Below are 18,094 nucleotides of genomic sequence, written 5' to 3'. Positions count from 1 at the left end.
ACGGCTTCGGCATCCCGCCGCGAGGACGCCGGCACACAAGCGGATACCGCGCACGGGGATACGAGAAAGGCCCCGGTCGATGACCGGGGCCTTTACTTCGCTGAGCGGACGACCAGGTTCGAACTGGCGACCTCAACCTTGGCAAGGTTGCGCTCTACCAACTGAGCTACGTCCGCATTGCCTCCGAGCGGCTTCCACCGATCGGCGCGAGCACCACCCTACCCGATCGGCAAGCGATCGGTGAGCGATGCAGAGCGGGTGACAGGAATTGCACACTGCGCCTTCCCCCTGGAAGGGGGACGTTCTGCTACTGAACTACACCCGCACGACCTTCGGGTTCCGGCTTTTCGGCCTTGCCCCTCGGCGTGTTCCAGACTCTAGCCGATCGGGCGGGGGTCAGCGCAAGTCGGTTGTCCCGGGGTCCGGTGGAGGGTCAGGGGCACCCCTGGCGGGGTGCCCGGCTCCGTCCGCGGCCGGGCGCCGGCTCAGTGCGTCTCGGCGAACGCCTCGTAGACCTTCTTGGGGATCCGGCCGCGCGGCGGCACGTCCATCTTGTTGGAGCGGGCCCAGGCGCGGACCGCCGCGGGATCGGGCGTCAACGCGGTGTGCGTGTACGTCTTCCCGGACTTCGACCGCTTGCGGCCGGCCTCGACGTACGGCTCGAGGGCCTTGCGCAGTTCCTCGGCGTTGGCTGGATTGAGGTCGATCTCGTACGACTTGCCGTCGAGTCCGAAGGCGATCGTTTCCGCCGCTTCCGAGCCGTCGATGTCGTCAAAGAGAGTGACCACGACACGCTGCGCCACGAATATCGGTCCCTTCGTGCGACACCTTCACGATCAACCGTCATGACGTGCGCGGACGTCACGGAGTTGTCGGAGAGATGTCGGCTGTCCGGCTGTTATCGAGCAAAGTATCGGCTATTGCCAATTCATTTGTACAGTGCCCGGCATTGCATGGTGAAGCCCGACTAAATCCCTCCGCGTGTCCGGTGGCAATGGGCCCCTGCCGTTCTTCTGCGGTTTTTCCCAGGATTTTCCGTGCACGCCCCTGGCTTGATGCGCGATCGTGATCGGGGTCACGTAGGATTCTACGAATCTACGCGAGTAGAAATTTTGTACGGGTAGTCTGAAGGGACCTGCTCAGCACCACACACCGGGAGTGCCAGTGGCACGCGTCGTAGTCGACGTCATGCTCAAGCCGGAGATCCTCGACCCCCAGGGCCAGGCGGTGCAGCGTGCACTGCCGCGCCTCGGTTTCGAAGGTGTCTCCGACGTCCGTCAGGGAAAGCGATTCGAACTCGAAGTGGACGGGCCGGTGGACGACGCCGCGCTCGCCCGCATCCATGAACTGGCGGAGTCCTTCCTCGCCAACACCGTGATCGAGGACTTCACCGTCAAGGTCGAGGAAGTCGCGGAGGCCGGAAAGTGACCGCTCGTATTGGAGTCGTCACCTTTCCGGGCAGCCTCGACGACCGCGACACGCAGCGCGCGATCAGGCTGGCCGGCGCCGAGCCCGTAGCTCTTTGGCACAAGGACAAGGACCTCAAGCAGGTCGACGCCGTGGTGCTGCCCGGCGGTTTCTCGTACGGCGACTATCTGCGGGCGGGCGCCATCTCGCGCTTCTCGCCGGTGATGGAGACCGTCATCGAGCAGGCGAAATCCGGAATGCCGGTTCTCGGCATCTGCAACGGCTTCCAGGTCCTCACCGAGGCGCACCTTCTTCCCGGCGCGATGCTCGGCAACAACCACCTCCACTTCATCTGCCGCGACCAGAAGCTGCGCGTGGAGAGCACGGGAACCGCCTGGACCGCCGACTACACGGCCGGCCAGGAGATCCACATCCCGCTGAAGAACATGGACGGGCGGTACGTCGCCGACGAGCACACGCTCGACATGCTGGAGGCCGAGGGCCGGGTCGCGTTCCGTTATCTGGACGTCAACCCGAACGGCTCGCTGCGCGACATCGCCGGCATCACGAACGAGGCGGGCAACGTCGTCGGTCTGATGCCGCACCCGGAGCACGCCGTGGAGCCCCTGGTCGGCTCCGGCCGCACCGACGGCCTCCCCTTCTTCACCTCGATCCTCAAGAAGCTGGTCAACGCATGAGCCGCACGCCTCTGGACACGGTCGAGAACGCGGCCGCGACCCCCGACGTCGAGCTGCCCTGGGCCGAACTGGGCCTGAAGAAGGACGAGTACGAGCGCGTCGTCGAGATCCTCGGCCGCCGGCCCACCGGCGCCGAGCTCGCCATGTACTCCGTCATGTGGTCCGAGCACTGCTCCTACAAGTCCTCGAAGGTCCACCTCCGCCAGTTCGGCGAGAAGGCCCCGCAGTCCGACGCGCTGCTCGTCGGCATCGGCGAGAACGCCGGTGTCGTCGACGTCGGCCAGGGCTACGCGGTCACCTTCAAGGTCGAGTCGCACAACCACCCGTCGTACGTCGAGCCCTACCAGGGCGCGGCCACCGGCGTCGGCGGCATCGTGCGCGACATCATCGCGATGGGCGCCCGTCCGGTCGCCGTCGTCGACCCGCTGCGGTTCGGCGCGGCCGACCACCCCGACACCAAGCGCGTCCTGCCGGGCGTCGTCGCGGGCATCGGCGGCTACGGCAACTGCCTGGGCCTGCCCAACATCGGCGGCGAGGTCGTCTTCGACGCCTGCTACCAGGGCAACCCGCTCGTCAACGCCGGTGCCATCGGCGTCATGCGGCACGAGGACATCCACCTCGCGAAGGCGTCCGGCACAGGCAACAAGGTCATCCTGTACGGGGCCCGGACGGGCGGCGACGGCATCGGCGGCGCGTCGATCCTCGCCTCGGAGACCTTCGACGACGCCAAGCCGTCGAAGCGTCCGGCCGTCCAGGTCGGCGACCCCTTCCAGGAGAAGCTCCTCATCGAGTGCACCCTGGAGGCCTTCGCCGAGAAGCTGGTCGTCGGCATCCAGGACCTCGGCGCCGCAGGCCTGTCCTGCGCCACCAGCGAGCTGGCGTCCAACGGCTCCGGCGGCATGCGCGTCACCCTGGACGACGTACCCCTGCGGGACTCGACTCTCTCTCCCGAGGAAATCCTCATGAGCGAGTCGCAGGAACGCATGTGCGCGGTCGTCGAGCCGGAGAAGGTCGACCGGTTCCTGGAGATCTGCGACAAGTGGGACGTCATCGCCACCGTCATCGGTGAGGTCACCGACGGCGACCGGCTGGAGATCTACTGGCACGGCGGCAAGATCGTCGACGTCGACCCGCGCACGGTCGCGCACGACGGCCCGGTCTACGAGCGCCCCTACGCCCGCCCGTCCTGGCAGGACGCGCTCCAGGCCGACGACGCGAACAAGCTGCCCCGCCCGGCGACCGGCGAGGAGCTGAAGGACCAGGTCCTGAAACTGGTCTCCTCCCCGAACCAGGCCTCCAAGTCCTGGATCACCTCCCAGTACGACCACTTCGTGCAGGGCAACACGGTGCTGGCGCAGCCCGAGGACTCGGGCATGATCCGCATCGACGAGGAGACCGGGCTCGGCGTCGCCATCGCGACCGACGGCAACGGCCGCTACGCCAAGCTCGACCCGTACGCCGGTGCGCAGCTCGCCCTCTCCGAGGCCTACCGCAACGTCGCGACGACCGGTGCCAAGCCGCTCGCCGTCTCCGACTGCCTGAACTTCGGCTCGCCCGAGGACCCGGCCGTCATGTGGCAGTTCGCCGAGGCGATCCGCGGTCTGGCCGACGCCTGCCAGCAGCTCGGTACCCCGGTGACCGGCGGCAACGTCTCGCTGTACAACCAGACCGGCGACGTCGCCATCCACCCGACCCCGGTCGTGGCCGTGCTGGGCGTCATCGACGACGTCGCCCGCCGCACCCCGGTCGCCTTCCAGGAAGAGGGCCAGCTCCTCTACCTGCTCGGTGACACCCGCGAGGAGTTCGGCGGTTCGGCCTGGTCGCAGGTCGTCCACGACCACCTGGGCGGTCTGCCGCCGAAGGTCGACCTGGAGCGCGAGCGGCTGCTCGCCGAGATCCTCATCTCGGCCTCCCGCGACGGCATGATCGACTCCGCGCACGACCTGTCCGACGGCGGTCTGGTCCAGGCCGTGGTCGAGTCGGCGCTCCAGGGCCGCAAGGGCGCGCGCCTGATCGTCCCCGACGGTCTCGACGCGTTCACCTTCCTCTTCTCGGAGTCGGCGGGCCGCGCGGTCGTCGCCGTCCCGCGTTCGGAAGAGCTCCGCTTCAACGACATGTGCGGTGCCCGGGGTCTTCCCGTCACCCGTATCGGTGTCGTCGACGGCACCGAGTCCGAGGCCGCCGTGGTCGAGGTCCAGGGCGAGTTCGCGCTCTCCCTGGCCGAGCTGCGTACGGCCCACGAGGGAACGATCCCGGCGCTGCTGGCGTAACCCGCCCACGCCCGCGAAGGCCCCGCCCGTTCCGACGGACGGGGCCTTCGCCGTCTCCGCCTGTCGCCGTCGCCGTCGCCGTCGCCGTCTTCTCCGCCGGAGCCCGAGCCCGAGCCGGAGCCCGAGGCCGAGCCGGAGCCCGAGCCGGAGCCCGAGCCCGAGCCCGAGCCGGGGCCGAGGCCGGGGCACGTCGCCCGTCGCGGCTGCCCTTTCCGTCGCCGTCGCCGTCGCCGTCGCCGTCGCCGTGCCCCGTGCCCCGTCTCCGTCGTCCGTCGCCGTCGTCGTCACGTCCTCACGCCGGGACCGGCTCGGTCTTCCGGAGCGGGGCCGAGCCGGGCTGGTCCTTCGCCGCGCGCCGGACCCGGTGCCCCGCATCAACCGGCCCCGCCCGCCCGGGCCGCGCGACTAGGCTCGCCGTATGACCCCAGCCCGCAAACGCCCCCGCACTTACGACTCGGCCAAGATCCGCGCGGCGGTACTCGCGCAGTTCGGGAACGTCCGGGAGGGTGTACGCGCCCTGAGCGAGGAGCAGTTGGCGCGGCCGGCGCGGCTCGGGGACTGGAGCGTGCGGGAGTTGGCCGCGCACATCACCATGTCGCTCGACGTCGTGAGCCGGCATCTCGACCTGGCCCCGCCCGCCGCGAAGGAACTCGGGCTGCTGGAATGGCCGTCCGGGACGGCCTCCCGCTCCGAGAAGATCGCCGACGGCACGCGCGCACTCGCCGCCGCCCATCCCGACCTCGACGCGCTCTACGCCGGCGTCGGCGCGCGGATCACCGGGCACCTGGCGACGGCCCCCGACAACCGGCTGCTCGATGTGCCCGCCGGGGCGATGACCCTCGCCGACTACCTCGTCACCCGCACCGTCGAACTCGTCGTCCACACCGACGACCTGAACCGCGCCGCCGGGACCGACATCCCCCTGGACCGGCAGGCCCTCGCCGCCTGCACCCGGCTGCTCGCCGACACCCTCGCCGTGAAGGCGCCCGGCGCGTCGACCGAGGTCCGGATCCCGCCGTACGCCGTCGTGCAGTGCGTGGAAGGGCCCCGGCACACCCGTGGCACCCCGCCGAACGTCGTCGAGACCGACCCGCTGACCTGGATCAGGCTCGCGACGGGCCGCACGGAGTGGAAGGCCGCGCTGGACGAGGCGAAGGTCAGCGCGAGCGGTGAGCGCGCCGACCTCGGCGGCCTGCTCCCGCTGATGGGATAGCCCGCACGCGCCGTCCGCGATCGGAAGGCCGCGCGGGCTTCCCGCACCACGTCCGAGGGGAACCGGGCACCCGACCCTCCCGTCACATCGGCATGGACAAGCAGCGAATGACCCTCGGAGTCCTGACCCTGCTGCCCCTCGCCGCCGCGTGCGGTGCCCAGACCGCGGGGAACGGGTCCGCCCGGACGGAGACCGCGCCGCTGACCGGCGTGCACTGGACGGTCGACAGCCTCACCGTGGAAGGGAAGACCACGCGGGCGCCCTCGGGGGCGTACCTGCGGATCGGGAACGACGGCCGCGTCAGCGGCAACCTCGGCTGCAACGGGTTCGGCTCGAAGGCCGTCTTCACGGGCGACCGGGTCGGCTTCGGCGAGCTCCGGACGACGGACATGGCCTGCGCGAAGGGCCCGATGGACTTCGAGCGGAGTCTGGGCCGGGTCTTCGCGGACAAGGGCCCGTTCACGGCGAAGGCCGACAACGGCCGGCTGACGCTCACCGCCGACAACGGCGACCGGATCGGCCTCGCCGAGGAGAAGGACGCACCCCTGCGGGGGACGAGGTGGACGGTCACGGCGCTCGGTGACGGCAACGTCTCCCAGCCGCTGCCGAAGGGGGCGAACGCGTACTTCGTCCTGCGTGAGAACGGCACCTTCGAGGCCCGGCTCGGCTGCAACCACGCCTCCGCCCACGCCACCGTCGGCGACGGACATATCACCCTCGGGCCGGCCCGGACGACCCGCATGATGTGCCAAGACTCACTCATGAGGACCGAGAAGACACTGCTGGGGCTCTTCGACGGCAAGGTCGCCTACTCATTGGATCATCGCGGCATCGCGCTGACCAGCAAGAACGGCACGGTCGTCAGCGCGGTGGCCGACGAGTGATCGCTTCGGGGCCCGTATCCCCAATTCGGACCAGTGGTCGATCTCGCCTACACTCGGTGCCGTGCCACGTGGTGACGGTCGACTCAATCATGATCTGCTCCCCGGTGAGAAAGGCCCCCAGGACGCTTGCGGCGTCTTCGGTGTCTGGGCTCCGGGCGAAGAGGTCGCCAAGCTCACTTACTTCGGGCTCTACGCCCTCCAGCATCGGGGTCAGGAATCCGCGGGAATCGCGGTCAGCAACGGCTCCCAGATCCTCGTCTTCAAGGACATGGGCCTCGTGTCCCAGGTCTTCGACGAGACCTCACTCGGTTCGCTCCAGGGTCATATCGCGGTCGGTCACGCCCGCTACTCGACCACCGGTGCCTCCGTGTGGGAGAACGCCCAGCCGACGTTCCGTGCCACCGCGCACGGTTCCATCGCGCTCGGCCACAACGGCAACCTCGTCAATACGGCGCAGCTCGCCGAGATGGTCGCCGATCTGCCCAAGCAGGAAGGCCGCACCACTCGGGTGGCGGCCACCAACGACACCGACCTGCTCACCGCGCTCCTCGCGGCCCAGGTCGACGACGACGGCAAGCCGCTGACCATCGAAGAGGCCTCCGCGAAGGTCCTCCCCCAGGTCATGGGTGCCTTCTCGCTCGTCTTCATGAACGAGCACACCCTCTACGCAGCCCGTGACCCGCAGGGCATCCGCCCGCTGGTCCTCGGCCGCCTGGAGCGTGGCTGGGTGGTGGCCTCCGAGTCCGCGGCCCTCGACATCTGCGGCGCCAGCTATGTGCGCGAGATCGAGCCGGGCGAGTTCGTCGCCATCGACGAGAACGGTCTGCGCAGCTCGCGATTCGCGGAAGCGAAGCCCAAGGGCTGCATCTTCGAGTACGTCTACCTGGCCCGTCCCGACACGGACATCGCCGGCCGGAACGTGTACCTCTCGCGCGTCGAGATGGGCCGCAAACTCGCCAAGGAAGCCCCTGTGGAGGCCGACCTGGTGATAGCGACCCCGGAGTCCGGGACGCCCGCCGCGATCGGTTACGCGGAAGCCTCCGGCATCCCGTTCGGAGCCGGCCTGGTCAAGAACGCCTATGTCGGCCGGACGTTCATCCAGCCCTCGCAGACGATCCGCCAGCTCGGAATCCGCCTGAAGCTGAATCCGCTCAAGGAAGTCATCAAGGGCAAGCGTCTGGTCGTCGTGGACGACTCGATCGTGCGCGGCAACACCCAGCGCGCCCTGGTCAGGATGCTCCGCGAGGCGGGTGCGGCCGAGGTCCACATCCGGATCTCCTCCCCGCCCGTGAAGTGGCCCTGCTTCTTCGGCATCGACTTCGCGACCCGCGCCGAGCTGATCGCGAACGGCATGACCATCGAGGAGATCGGCACCTCGCTCGGCGCCGACTCGCTGTCGTACATCTCGCTCGACGGGATGATCGAGGCCACGACGATCGACAAGCCGAATCTGTGCCGCGCCTGCTTCGACGGCGAGTACCCGATGGAGCTTCCCGACCCCGAACTGCTCGGCAAGCAGCTCCTGGAGACCGAGCTGGCCGCGGGTCCCGCAGCCACGGCCGCGGCTGACGCCATCCGTCGCCCGTAGCGCCGCAGAGCCCCGTTTCACCAACCCGAAAGATCCCAGGCAATGTCTGCTGTATCTGATCAGTCGACTTCGTCGACGGGCACCGCTTCCGGCGCGTCCTACGCGGCTGCCGGAGTCGACATCGAGGCGGGCGACCGCGCCGTAGAGCTGATGAAGGAGTGGGTGAAGAAGACGCAGCGCCCCGAGGTCCTCGGCGGTCTCGGCGGCTTCGCCGGCCTCTTCGACGCCTCCGCTCTCAAGCGTTTCGAGCGCCCGCTGCTCGCCTCCGCCACCGACGGCGTGGGCACCAAGGTCGACATCGCCCGCCAGCTCGGCGTGTACGACACCATCGGCCACGACCTCGTGGCGATGGTCATGGACGACATCGTGGTGTGCGGCGCGGAGCCGCTCTTCATGACCGACTACATCTGTGTGGGCAAGGTCCACCCGGAGCGGGTCGCGGCCATCGTGAAGGGCATCGCCGAGGGCTGTGTCCTCGCGGGCTGCGCCCTGGTGGGCGGCGAGACGGCCGAACACCCCGGTCTGCTCGGCCCGGACGACTTCGACGTCGCGGGCGCCGGCACCGGCGTGGTCGAGGCCGATCAGCTGCTCGGCCCGGATCGCATCCGTACGGGTGACGCGGTCATCGCCATGGCGGCCTCCGGTCTTCACTCGAACGGGTACTCGCTGGTCCGGCACGTCCTCTTCGACCGGGCGAACCTGCGCCTGGACCAGCACATCGAGGAGTTCGGCCGCACGCTCGGCGAGGAGCTCCTGGAGCCCACCAAGATCTACTCGCTGGACTGTCTGACGCTGACGAAGAGCGCCGCGGTGCACGCCTTCAGCCACATCACCGGCGGCGGTCTCGCGGCCAACCTGGCCCGTGTGATCCCGGACGGCCTGCACGCCGTGGTCGACCGCGGGACCTGGACCCCGGCACCGGTCTTCGACCTGGTCGGCAGGACCGGCGGCGTCGAGCGTCTGGAGCTGGAGAAGACGCTGAACATGGGCGTCGGCATGATGGCGATCGTGCCCGAGGAGTCGGCCGAGGTCGCCCTCGCCGTCCTCGCGGACCGTGGGGTGGAAGCCTGGGTCGCCGGTGAGATCACCGAGCGCGGGGACCACACGACGGGCGCGGAGCTCATCGGCGACTACGCGAGCTGAAGCGGGCGACGGGAGCCGAGGCCGGCGGTCACGCGGGCCGAGGCTCCCGAAGCAGCACAAAACCCGGTCCGGCGCTGAGGCCCCGGACCGGGTGAAGTGCAGTCGCTACGAGAAAGCCGCCAGGCGGGATCTGCCAGAAACCCACGCCAGGAGATCCGCTACGAGAAGAGGTCGCGGAAACTGCGAGGGACGCTGTTGCGTCAAGCGCCGCGACGTTGCGACTGGGGACCGGACTGATCGTCCTCGTCCTCGTCGTCGTCGTTGTAGAGATCCGCGTACTGTGCGTACGGGTCGTCTTCCTCGTCGTCGTCCTCGAACGGCTCGCCATTCGGCGGCTGGCTCGAAGTCGAAGCGCCCAGCTCATTGGCCAGACGCGAGAGGTCAGTCCCGCCGCTGCTGTACTTCAGCTGGCGGGCGACCTTCGTCTGCTTGGCCTTTGCCCGGCCGCGCCCCATGGCTCGACCCCCTCGGATACGGGGCTCGACGGCCCCAGAGTCTTGACACGCGTTCATGATCTGGAACGGACTCTCCGTGGAGAGACCGGTCCGTAGGGCTTCCACGGTACCTGAGCCCGCGCCCATACGGTACGTCGCCCGCAGCACGCGCCTTCACCCAGAACCCGCGAGGTGCCCTGTCCTCGCTGGTCAACCGCGATTTTAACCTCTTCTTGGCGCCCGACCCGCCGACGGACGTGAGAGTTCTCTCCCAACGGGCCGCCGACGGGTCCCTGACAAGCGCCTATGGCCTCGGCCGGCGTCAGTGACGCCGTGCCTCAGCCATCCGCTGCTCGGCGATCCGGTCGGCCGCCGCGGCCGGCGGGATCCCGTCCTGCTTCGCACGTGCGAATATGGCCAGCGTGGTGTCGAAGATCTTCGTGGCCTTCGCCTTGCACCGGTCGAAGTCGAACCCGTGGAGCTCGTCGGCCACCTGGATGACACCGCCCGCGTTCACGACGTAGTCGGGGGCGTACAGGATCCCGCGGTCCGCGAGGTCCTTCTCCACACCCGGGTGCGCGAGCTGGTTGTTGGCCGCGCCGCACACGATCCGGGCCGTGAGCACCGGCACGGTGTGGTCGTCGAGCGCGCCGCCCAGCGCGCAGGGCGCGTAGATGTCCAGGCCCTCGGTGCGGATGAGCGTCTCGGTGTCCGCGACGGCCGTGACACCCGAGGGGTGCCGGTCCAGGATCCGCCGCACGGACTCGGCCCGCACATCCGTGATCACGACCTCGGCGCCGTCCTCGCGCAGGTGGTCGACCAGGTGGTGGCCCACCTTGCCGACGCCGGAGACGCCGACCTTGCGGCCGCGCAGCGTCGGGTCGCCCCACAGGTGCTGCGCGGAGGCCCGCATGCCCTGGAAGACACCGAAGGCGGTCAGGACCGACGAGTCGCCCGCGCCGCCGTTCTCCGGGGAGCGTCCGGTCGTCCACCGGCACTCACGTGCCACGACGTCCATGTCGGCGACATAGGTGCCGACGTCGCACGCGGTGACGTACCGGCCGCCGAGCGAGGCGACGAACCGGCCGTAGGCGAGGAGCAGCTCCTCGGACTTGATCTGCTCGGGGTCGCCGATGATGACGGCCTTGCCGCCGCCGTGGTCGAGCCCGGCCAGGGCGTTCTTGTACGACATCCCGCGCGCGAGGTTGAGGGCGTCGGCGACGGCCTCCTGCTCGCTCGCGTACGGGTAGAAGCGCGTGCCGCCGAGGGCGGGGCCCAGGGCGGTGGAGTGGATGGCGATGACGGCCTTGAGGCCGCTGGCGCGGTCCTGGCAGAGCACGACTTGCTCATGACCCCCCTGATCCGAGTGGAACAGGGTGTGCAGTACATCAGCAGGCGCGCCGGTTACGTCGGTCACTGTGGTGACTCCCAGGTAAAAAACGGCGGTTGGGTGCGGTGCCCGTGCGGATGGCGGGCTCCGTGGGAATGAGACTAGAGCCTGTGCCGACCCGCCCTCGGTTCAGTGGTCAGGATCACCTACGGGCGGGGTACGGCCGTGGTTCGATTTGCATAGATTTCTCTTCAGTTTCCGATCGGTTCTCGCTGGTTTTCCCGGTGCTCGTCGGGGGAGGGAGCAGGCGTGCCCAAGGTGTCCGCGGTGATCGTCCCGTACACGTCGTACTTGCGGGTGTACGAGCCGCTGGCCGCGTTCCCCGAGTCGGAGCGCGCCCACTGGACGCGCTACGCCCGGCGTGCCGAGCGCCCCTCGTACCAGGACGAACTGCGCCGCTCGCTGGCCGACCTGCTGCCCACCCCGCCGGTCCCCGTGCCGGTGCACGAGAGCGGCGACGCGTTCGTCGCCGAGGTGGACGGGGTGGTGTGCGTCTGCCCGTGGCGCACCCGGCTGCGCGGCTGGCAGGCCCTGGACGAGCTGGGCGAGGAGCTTCCCGCGTCCGTCCTGGACGCGGTGCTGCCGCCGCTGGTGCGCCGTCAGGCCGCCCTCGACTACGAGCGCTGGCTGGCGCGCAACCCCGACGCCCGCCCGTGGATCCGCACCGCGACCTGGCAGGTGCCGCTGAACTGGTTCGTGCTCGTCACCGACGAGGAGCGGGAGTACGAGAAGGGGACGGACCCGGCCGGGACCGGGCCGCTGCTGCGTTACCGGACGCCGATGGTGCAGGCACGGCGGCGCACGGCACGGGCCCTGCGGACGCTTCGGGACGCGCTGGACGAAGGGCCGCTCATCGAAGGCCTGGTGGACGTGGGGCGCTGGCTGGAGGAGTTCCATCCGCGCTCGCTGGTCGAGCTGGACTACGGCGGGCTCGTGCACACGCTTCCGGCGGGTCAGCTGGAGGACGACCACTCGGCCGCCGACGTGGCGAAGGGGATCGAGGCGCTGCGCACCGGGGACGGGGCGACGGCGGGCGAGGCCTACGGCCGGCTGGTGGAGCGCTGGCGGTCCGTCAGGGACCGGCGTTCGTCCAACTGAGGCGCGCGGCGCGGGCGGTCCCGGGCGGGCGGTTCCGGTGTGGTCCGTGCGCGGGAGCCGGACGGGGCGGGAGGGGCTCCGAATTCGCCCCGCACCGGTGTGATCTGCCTCTCACAGGTTCCGGGTCGAACTCGCGTATGGTCCTCACACGCTGAAGAACCCTCACGTCCGGGACGTAGGCCCCGATCCGGGCTTATGCGTCAACGGGTGTCAAGCGTGACGGACAGCACTTACCCGGCTCTTGCATCGCTTCCCCCTCCTCGTGTCAAAATAGGACAAGGAGCCCGGGGGAGGGCTCCCTCCGCCCGCCTTTGGGGGGGAATCTCGGCATTGCACGCTTTTAGGACGTCTGGTGACTCCTGATCGCCCTGTGACTGATCGTCACAGTGGCGTGACTGTCCGCTATGGCATGGTCCATCGGCTTCCGTCGCTGATGAACACCTGGGAGGGCAATTCCATCGGTTTGGCCGACGCGGCTGGACGGATGGTGTAGTTGTAGTGCCGAGGACAAGCCGTTCGTCCTATAACCGACTCGACTCGCGTCCGCCATTTCGGGCAACGCGGGTCAAGGTGCAGAATTTAGAGGAAAGAACCGAGAAGGTTCGGTTCTCCCGAGGAGGCCGCTCATGACCGCTCGCACCCCTGATGCCGAGCCGCTGCTGACCCCGGCTGAGGTCGCCACGATGTTCCGCGTCGACCCCAAGACGGTCACGCGGTGGGCGAAGGCCGGCAAGCTCACGTCCATCCGCACGCTCGGAGGGCACCGCCGTTACCGCGAGGCTGAGGTCCGCGCACTGCTCGCGGGTATCCCGCAGCAGCGCAGCGAAGCCTGAGTCATCGCATAACCGGACAAGTCAACGGATCCCCCAACCCGTCGAGGCGTCCACACCACAGCTCCAAGCGACGCGGGTTCTGCCCCAACAGAGCTCACGCCCAAGCGTTTTTGCCAGATGAACAGGGTGCGTCGTAGATCGCGCTGGACTCCGCCGAGTCCAGCGCGATTTTTTTTGTGCGTTCCACACCCCTGAAGGGCCCGCCTGTGAGCGGCCTTGTCGAAGTCTGGGGGCGGGTGTCGGATCCGCTGTGGATGCCCCCGATGAGGGGTGCAATTGCACATATTAAATTGACTGGTTGTAGGAGGGGGGTAAGTTCCACACTTCTGAAAACATATGCGGTGACTCCCGTCACATGCCACAGTCCTTGTCCCCCGAGAGCCCTCTGCGCTAGGGGAGTTGGGGTGGTGCGGGGGTGTCTCGCGCGGACGCCCGCTTCGGGTCGCCGGCGCGGGAGCGGGCCCGGTCACGCCGTCGAGGGGCTTTCGTCCTCCGGAGTGCTCTCGGGGTCCTGCTCGTCGTTCGGGACGGCTTCCATGGCCAGGCGCGCGAGCTGATGGCAGATCGGGCAGTGCCGCGTCAGATGGCGGTACCCGGAGGCGGCCGCCAGGTGGGCTCGGAGCAGAGCCCGGGTCTCGTGCCGAGCGGACACCGCCATACGCACCTCCACGGGGCCGGCAGGGCGAGGGCCCTGGATTCCGGGGTACCGGCGGAATGTGACGCCGTCAAGGGACGCGAACGCGCCGCGGGGGTGCCCTCCGGGGCCCTGGAGCCGGACGCGGACCGGTGCGCGCACGCGAACGGGCGGCGCGGACACCGGCGTACGGGCGGCGCGGGACGGCGTAGGGGCAGATCGGGCGCCGTGCGGGCCCGCCGGGCGCCGAGAGGCGGGTGGATCGGGGCGCGGACACACGAAAAGGCCCGGAGCCGAAGCTCCGGGCCTTTCCTCATGCGGTCCTGACGGGATTTGAACCCGCGGCCTCCACCTTGACAGGGTGGCGAGCACTCCAAACTGCTCCACAGGACCTTGTTTCGCAGCGACTTGTTCTTGCGCTGTGCTGCGAAATGAGACTGTACATGAGCTCAGGCCCGGGGTCGAACTCACCGCACGTGCGGGTGCCGTTACGGGACGGCGGCGTCGATCGCCTTCACGATCCGCTTGTCGGAGACCGGGTACGCCGTGCCGAGCGCGTGGGCGAAATAGCTGACCCGGAGCTCCTCGATCATCCAGCGGATGTCCAGGACCGACGAGGGCACCGGCCGGCCCTGCGGAAGCTGCTCCAGGAGCCAGGCGTACTCGTCCCGCATCTCGTGGACCTTCTCCATGCGGCTGGTGTCCCGCTGGGCACCGGTCGGCATCTGCTGGAGACGGCGGTCCGCTGCGACCAGATAGCGCATCAGGTCCGGCAGCCGGCGCAGTCCCGTCGCCGTGACGAAACCTGGCTTCACCAGCGCGTCCAGCTGCCCGCGTACGTCGGCCAGGTTCGCGAGCAGGGTCGGGCTCCTGACGCCCTTCAGCCGGCGCTCACAGGCCTGCCAGGCGGCGAGCACCTGCTGCACCTGTCCGACCGTGCGCACGGTCGTGTCGACGATCTCGGCACGCACCTTGTCGTACAGCTTCCGGTAGGACTCCTCGTCCCACGCCGGGCCGCCGAAGTCCGCGATGAGCTTGTCCGCCGCGGCCATCGCGCAGTCGTCGAAGAGCGCCTGGACCGAGCCGTGCGGGTTCGCGGACAGCGCCAGTTTCTGGGCGTTGGTGAGCTTGTCCGAGGCGAACTTGCCCGGGTTCACCGGGATGTTCCGCAGGATCAGCCGACGGGTGCCCTTCCACATGGCCTCGGCCTGCTCGGCCTCGGTGTCGAAGAGCCGCACCGAGACGGTGTTCGCCGCGGGGCCGTCGTCGACCAGCGCCGGGTACGCCTTCACCGGCTGGCCGGCCCGGCGCGTCTCGAAGACCCGCCGGAGCGAGCCGATCGTCCAGTCCGTCAGTCCCGAGCGTTCCAGGGACTCGCCGCCCTCGCGTTCCGCCGTCGCCGCGGCGGCCTGCGAGATCGCCTGGCGCGCCTTCGGCTTCAGCCGGACCTTGAGGGCTTCGAGGTCCTTGTCCTCGGCGAGCTTGCGGCGCCGCTCGTCGACGATCCGGAAAGTGATCTTCAGATGCTCGGGGAGCCGTGACCAGTCGAAGTCGTCGGCCGTCAGCGGCACTCCGACCATGCGCTTGAGCTCGCGCGCCATCGTCAGCGTCAGCGGTTCCTGGAGCGGTACGGCCCGCTCCAGGAACTTCTGGGCGAAGTTGGGGGCGGGGACGTAGTTCCGCCGGATCGGCTTCGGGAGCGAACGGATCAGCTCCGTCACCACTTCCTCCCGCAGCCCCGGGATCTGCCAGTCGAAGCCCTCGTCGGTGACCTGGTTCAGGACCTGGAGCGGGATGTGGACGGTCACGCCGTCCGCGTCCGCGCCCGGCTCGAACTGGTAGGTCACCCGGAACTTCAGCCGCCCCTGGAGCCAGGAGTCGGGGTAGTCGTCCTTCGTGACCTGCCCGGCCCGGTCGTTGATGAGCATCGAGCGCTCGAAGTCGAGGAGTTCGGGCTCCTCGTGCCGCTTGTGCTTCCACCAGGAGTCGAAATGCGCGCCGGACACGACGTGTTCGGGCACCCGCTGGTCGTAGAAGTCGTACAGGGTCTCGTCGTCGACCAGGATGTCCCGGCGGCGGGCCCGGTGCTCCAGTTCCTCGACCTCGGTGAGCAGCTTGCGGTTGTCGGCGAAGAACTTGTGGTGCGTGCGCCAGTCGCCCTCGACGAGCGCGTTGCGGATGAACAGCTCGCGGCTGACCTCGGGGTCGATCCGTCCGTAGTTCACCTTCCGCTGCGCGACGAGCGGTACGCCGTACAGCGTCACCTTCTCGTACGCCATCACGGCGGCCTGGTCCTTCTCCCAGTGCGGCTCGCTGTACGTCCGCTTGAGGAGATGGCCGGCCAGCGGTTCCACCCACTCCGGTTCGACGCGGGCGTTGACGCGGGCCCACAGCCGCGAGGTCTCGACGAGCTCGGCGGACATCACGAACCGCGGGGGCTTCTTGAAGAGCGCCGAGCCCGGGAAGATCGCGAACTTGGCGTTGCGCGCGCCCAGGTACTCGTTCTTGCCCGTGCTCCGCCCGCTCTCGCCGCCGGTCTCCTTCACGTCCTTCATGCCGATGTGCGAGAGCAGGCCGGCGAGCAGCGACACATGGACGCTCTGCTCGGGAGCGTCCTCCTCGTTCAGATGGATGCCCATCTGCTTGGCGACGGTCCGCAGCTGGCTGTAGATGTCCTGCCATTCGCGGATGCGCAGGAAGTTCAGGTACTCCTGCTTGCACATCCGGCGGAACGCGGACGAGCCGCGCTCCTTCTGCTGCTCGCGGACGTAGCGCCACAGGTTGAGGAAGGCCAGGAAGTCGGAGGTCTCGTCCTTGAAGCGGGCGTGCTGCTGGTCGGCCTGCGCCTGCTTCTCGGACGGCCGCTCGCGCGGGTCCTGGATGGAGAGCGCGGCCGCGATCACCATGACCTCGCGGGCGCAGCCGTTCTTGTCGGCCTCCAGCACCATCCGGGCGAGCCGGGGGTCGACGGGCAGCTGGGCGAGCTTGCGGCCGGTGGGTGTGAGCCGCTTGCGTACGTCCTTCTCCGTCGGGTCCAGCGCGTTCAGCTCCTGGAGGAGCTGGACGCCGTCGCGGATGTTGCGGTGGTCCGGCGGGTCGATGAACGGGAACTTCTCGATGTCGCCGAGGCCGGCCGCGGTCATCTGGAGGATGACGGAGGCGAGGTTCGTCCGGAGGATCTCGGCGTCGGTGAACTCCGGGCGGGCGAGGAAGTCGTCCTCGGAGTAGAGCCGGACGCAGATGCCGTCGGACGTACGGCCGCAGCGGCCCTTGCGCTGGTTGGCGCTGGCCTGTGAGACGGGCTCGATGGGCAGCCGCTGCACCTTCGTGCGGTGGCTGTACCGCGAGATGCGCGCGGTGCCCGGGTCGATCACGTACTTGATGCCCGGGACGGTCAGCGAGGTCTCGGCGACGTTGGTCGCCAGAACGATCCTGCGGCCCGTGTGCTGCTGGAAGACGCGGTGCTGCTCGGCGTGCGAGAGCCGCGCGTACAGGGGCAGCACCTCGGTGAAGCGGTAGTTCTTCTTCACCAGCGCGTCGGCCGTGTCGCGGATCTCGCGCTCGCCGGAGAGGAAGACGAGGATGTCGCCCTTGCCCTCGGCCTGGAGTTCCTCGACGGCGTCGCAGATCGCGGTGATCTGGTCGCGGTCCACGTCCTCGGAGTCCTCTTCGAGGAGCGGGCGGTAGCGCACCTCGACCGGATACGTCCGGCCGCTGACCTCGACGATCGGGGCGTCGCCGAAGTGGCGGGAGAAACGCTCCGGGTCGATGGTCGCGGAGGTGATCACGACCTTGAGGTCGGGCCGCTTGGGCAGCAGCTGGGCGAGGTAGCCGAGCAGGAAGTCGATGTTGAGGGACCGCTCGTGGGCCTCGTCGATGATGATCGTGTCGTACGCGCGCAGCTCGCGGTCCGTCTGGATCTCGGCGAGCAGGATGCCGTCCGTCATGAGCTTGACGAACGTGGCGTCCGGGTTGACCTGGTCGGTGAAGCGGACCTTCCAGCCGACGGCCTCGCCGAGCGGTGTGTCCAGCTCGTCCGCGACGCGCTCCGCCACCGTGCGGGCGGCGATGCGACGGGGCTGGGTGTGCCCGATCATGCCGCGCACGCCCCGGCCCAGCTCCATGCAGATCTTCGGGATCTGGGTGGTCTTGCCGGAGCCGGTCTCACCGGCGACGATCACGACCTGGTGGTCGCGGATGGCCGCCGCGATGTCGTCCTTCTTCTGGCTGACGGGAAGCTGCTCGGGATACGTGATCGCGGGCACGCGGGCGCGGCGCCGGGCCATGTGGGCCTCGCCCCTGGCGACCTCCGCCTCGATCTCGGAGAACACGGCGGAGCGGGCCTCGGGCTTACGGATCTTGCGCGCGCCTTCGAGCCTGCGCCCGAGCCGGTGCGCGTCGCGCAGGGACAGCTCGGTCAGGCGGGCGGCGAGATCGCCGAGGGCGGGGGCGGGGTGCGTAGACATACGCGGTCCAGGATCTCATCCCGGGGAAATCCGTGG

The 18,094-nt window shown here is 69.2% G+C and carries 14 protein-coding genes and 3 tRNA genes; 9 read left to right on the top strand and 8 right to left on the bottom strand.

The features are described from left to right. Positions 1-103 precede the first annotated feature (103 nt). The 3 genes from ACF07B_RS17820 to ACF07B_RS17810 form a co-directional block, all read right to left on the bottom strand. Positions 104-176 (bottom strand) — tRNA-Gly (locus ACF07B_RS17820). A gap of 77 nt (positions 177-253) precedes the next feature. Next, positions 254-325 (bottom strand) — tRNA-Gly (locus ACF07B_RS17815). 160 nt (positions 326-485) lie between these two features. Next, complete coding sequence (locus ACF07B_RS17810; protein WP_369485049.1) at positions 486-803, bottom strand: Lsr2 family protein; 318 nt, start codon at positions 801-803, stop codon at positions 486-488. Between the two features lie 361 nt (positions 804-1,164). Between ACF07B_RS17810 and purS the strand changes: the two genes are divergently transcribed. The 7 genes from purS (at position 1,165) to purM (ending at position 9,203) form a co-directional block, all read left to right on the top strand. Then, positions 1,165-1,428 (top strand): phosphoribosylformylglycinamidine synthase subunit PurS, encoded by a 264-nt coding sequence (gene purS, locus ACF07B_RS17805; RefSeq protein ID WP_005482678.1) that lies wholly within the window; start codon positions 1,165-1,167, stop codon positions 1,426-1,428. After that, a complete protein-coding gene (purQ, locus tag ACF07B_RS17800) occupies positions 1,425-2,105 on the top strand; it encodes a phosphoribosylformylglycinamidine synthase subunit PurQ (RefSeq protein WP_392179584.1) in 681 nt (226 codons plus the stop codon). Before purS ends, purQ begins: the two co-directional genes overlap by 4 nt. Continuing rightward, complete coding sequence (purL, locus tag ACF07B_RS17795; RefSeq protein ID WP_369485041.1) at positions 2,102-4,375, top strand: phosphoribosylformylglycinamidine synthase subunit PurL; 2,274 nt, start codon at positions 2,102-2,104, stop codon at positions 4,373-4,375. The genes purQ and purL overlap by 4 nt, the downstream gene beginning before the upstream one ends. Positions 4,376-4,793: 418 nt before the next feature. Continuing rightward, positions 4,794-5,588: a sterol carrier family protein gene (locus tag ACF07B_RS17790; protein WP_369485037.1), complete on the top strand. Its 795-nt coding sequence runs from the start codon at positions 4,794-4,796 to the stop codon at positions 5,586-5,588. A gap of 92 nt (positions 5,589-5,680) precedes the next feature. Then, positions 5,681-6,472 (top strand): META domain-containing protein, encoded by a 792-nt coding sequence (locus ACF07B_RS17785; protein WP_392179583.1) that lies wholly within the window; start codon positions 5,681-5,683, stop codon positions 6,470-6,472. Between the two features lie 61 nt (positions 6,473-6,533). Continuing rightward, positions 6,534-8,060, top strand: a complete 1,527-nt coding sequence (gene purF, locus ACF07B_RS17780) for an amidophosphoribosyltransferase (protein WP_392179582.1) — start codon at positions 6,534-6,536, stop codon at positions 8,058-8,060. 42 nt (positions 8,061-8,102) lie between these two features. After that, positions 8,103-9,203: a phosphoribosylformylglycinamidine cyclo-ligase gene (purM, locus tag ACF07B_RS17775; RefSeq protein ID WP_392179581.1), complete on the top strand. Its 1,101-nt coding sequence runs from the start codon at positions 8,103-8,105 to the stop codon at positions 9,201-9,203. Between the two features lie 200 nt (positions 9,204-9,403). Here the strand turns inward: purM and ACF07B_RS17770 are convergent, their stop codons facing one another. Together ACF07B_RS17770 and ACF07B_RS17765 are read right to left on the bottom strand one after the other, a co-directional pair. Next, on the bottom strand, positions 9,404-9,658 hold the full coding sequence (locus ACF07B_RS17770; RefSeq protein ID WP_037615441.1) for a DUF3073 domain-containing protein: 255 nt from the start codon (positions 9,656-9,658) through the stop codon (positions 9,404-9,406). Between the two features lie 301 nt (positions 9,659-9,959). Then, positions 9,960-11,054, bottom strand: coding sequence for a Leu/Phe/Val dehydrogenase (locus tag ACF07B_RS17765; protein WP_369485029.1), 1,095 nt, complete (start codon positions 11,052-11,054; stop codon positions 9,960-9,962). Positions 11,055-11,276: 222 nt separating this feature from the next. Here ACF07B_RS17765 and ACF07B_RS17760 point away from each other — a divergent pair, with 222 nt between their 5' ends. Next, complete coding sequence (locus tag ACF07B_RS17760) at positions 11,277-12,125, top strand: hypothetical protein (protein WP_392179580.1); 849 nt, start codon at positions 11,277-11,279, stop codon at positions 12,123-12,125. Between the two features lie 626 nt (positions 12,126-12,751). Beyond that, on the top strand, positions 12,752-12,958 hold the full coding sequence (gene bldC, locus ACF07B_RS17755) for a developmental transcriptional regulator BldC (RefSeq protein ID WP_003949541.1): 207 nt from the start codon (positions 12,752-12,754) through the stop codon (positions 12,956-12,958). A gap of 466 nt (positions 12,959-13,424) precedes the next feature. Here bldC and ACF07B_RS17750 read toward each other — a convergent pair whose 3' ends face one another. The 3 genes from ACF07B_RS17750 to hrpA all read right to left on the bottom strand — a co-directional run bounded on the left by ACF07B_RS17750 (position 13,425) and on the right by hrpA (position 18,058). Then, a complete protein-coding gene (locus tag ACF07B_RS17750; protein WP_328450780.1) occupies positions 13,425-13,616 on the bottom strand; it encodes a DUF6274 family protein in 192 nt (63 codons plus the stop codon). A gap of 294 nt (positions 13,617-13,910) precedes the next feature. Continuing rightward, positions 13,911-13,985 (bottom strand) — tRNA-Asp (locus tag ACF07B_RS17745). A gap of 95 nt (positions 13,986-14,080) precedes the next feature. Further along, positions 14,081-18,058, bottom strand: a complete 3,978-nt coding sequence (hrpA, locus tag ACF07B_RS17740) for an ATP-dependent RNA helicase HrpA (RefSeq protein WP_392179579.1) — start codon at positions 18,056-18,058, stop codon at positions 14,081-14,083. Positions 18,059-18,094 lie beyond the last annotated feature (36 nt).

Source organism: Streptomyces sp. NPDC015532, assembly GCF_043078065.1.
Classification (GTDB): domain Bacteria; phylum Actinomycetota; class Actinomycetes; order Streptomycetales; family Streptomycetaceae; genus Streptomyces.
The sequence above is the reverse complement of the archived record's forward strand: the minus strand, read 5'-3'. Positions and strand labels throughout refer to the sequence as shown.

Bases quoted from the DNA above. Each gene is read 5' to 3' on its own strand.
- ACF07B_RS17770 (WP_037615441.1), bottom strand. From the start codon at position 9,658: ATGGGGCGCGGCCGGGCAAAGGCCAAGCAGACGAAGGTCGCCCGCCAG.
- ACF07B_RS17750 (WP_328450780.1), bottom strand. From the start codon at position 13,616: ATGGCGGTGTCCGCTCGGCACGAGACCCGGGCTCTGCTCCGAGCCCAC.
- bldC (WP_003949541.1), top strand. From the start codon at position 12,752: ATGACCGCTCGCACCCCTGATGCCGAGCCGCTGCTGACCCCGGCTGAG.
- purM (WP_392179581.1), top strand. From the start codon at position 8,103: ATGTCTGCTGTATCTGATCAGTCGACTTCGTCGACGGGCACCGCTTCC.
- purL (WP_369485041.1), top strand. From the start codon at position 2,102: ATGAGCCGCACGCCTCTGGACACGGTCGAGAACGCGGCCGCGACCCCC.
- hrpA (WP_392179579.1), bottom strand. From the start codon at position 18,058: ATGTCTACGCACCCCGCCCCCGCCCTCGGCGATCTCGCCGCCCGCCTG.
- ACF07B_RS17785 (WP_392179583.1), top strand. From the start codon at position 5,681: ATGGACAAGCAGCGAATGACCCTCGGAGTCCTGACCCTGCTGCCCCTC.
- ACF07B_RS17790 (WP_369485037.1), top strand. From the start codon at position 4,794: ATGACCCCAGCCCGCAAACGCCCCCGCACTTACGACTCGGCCAAGATC.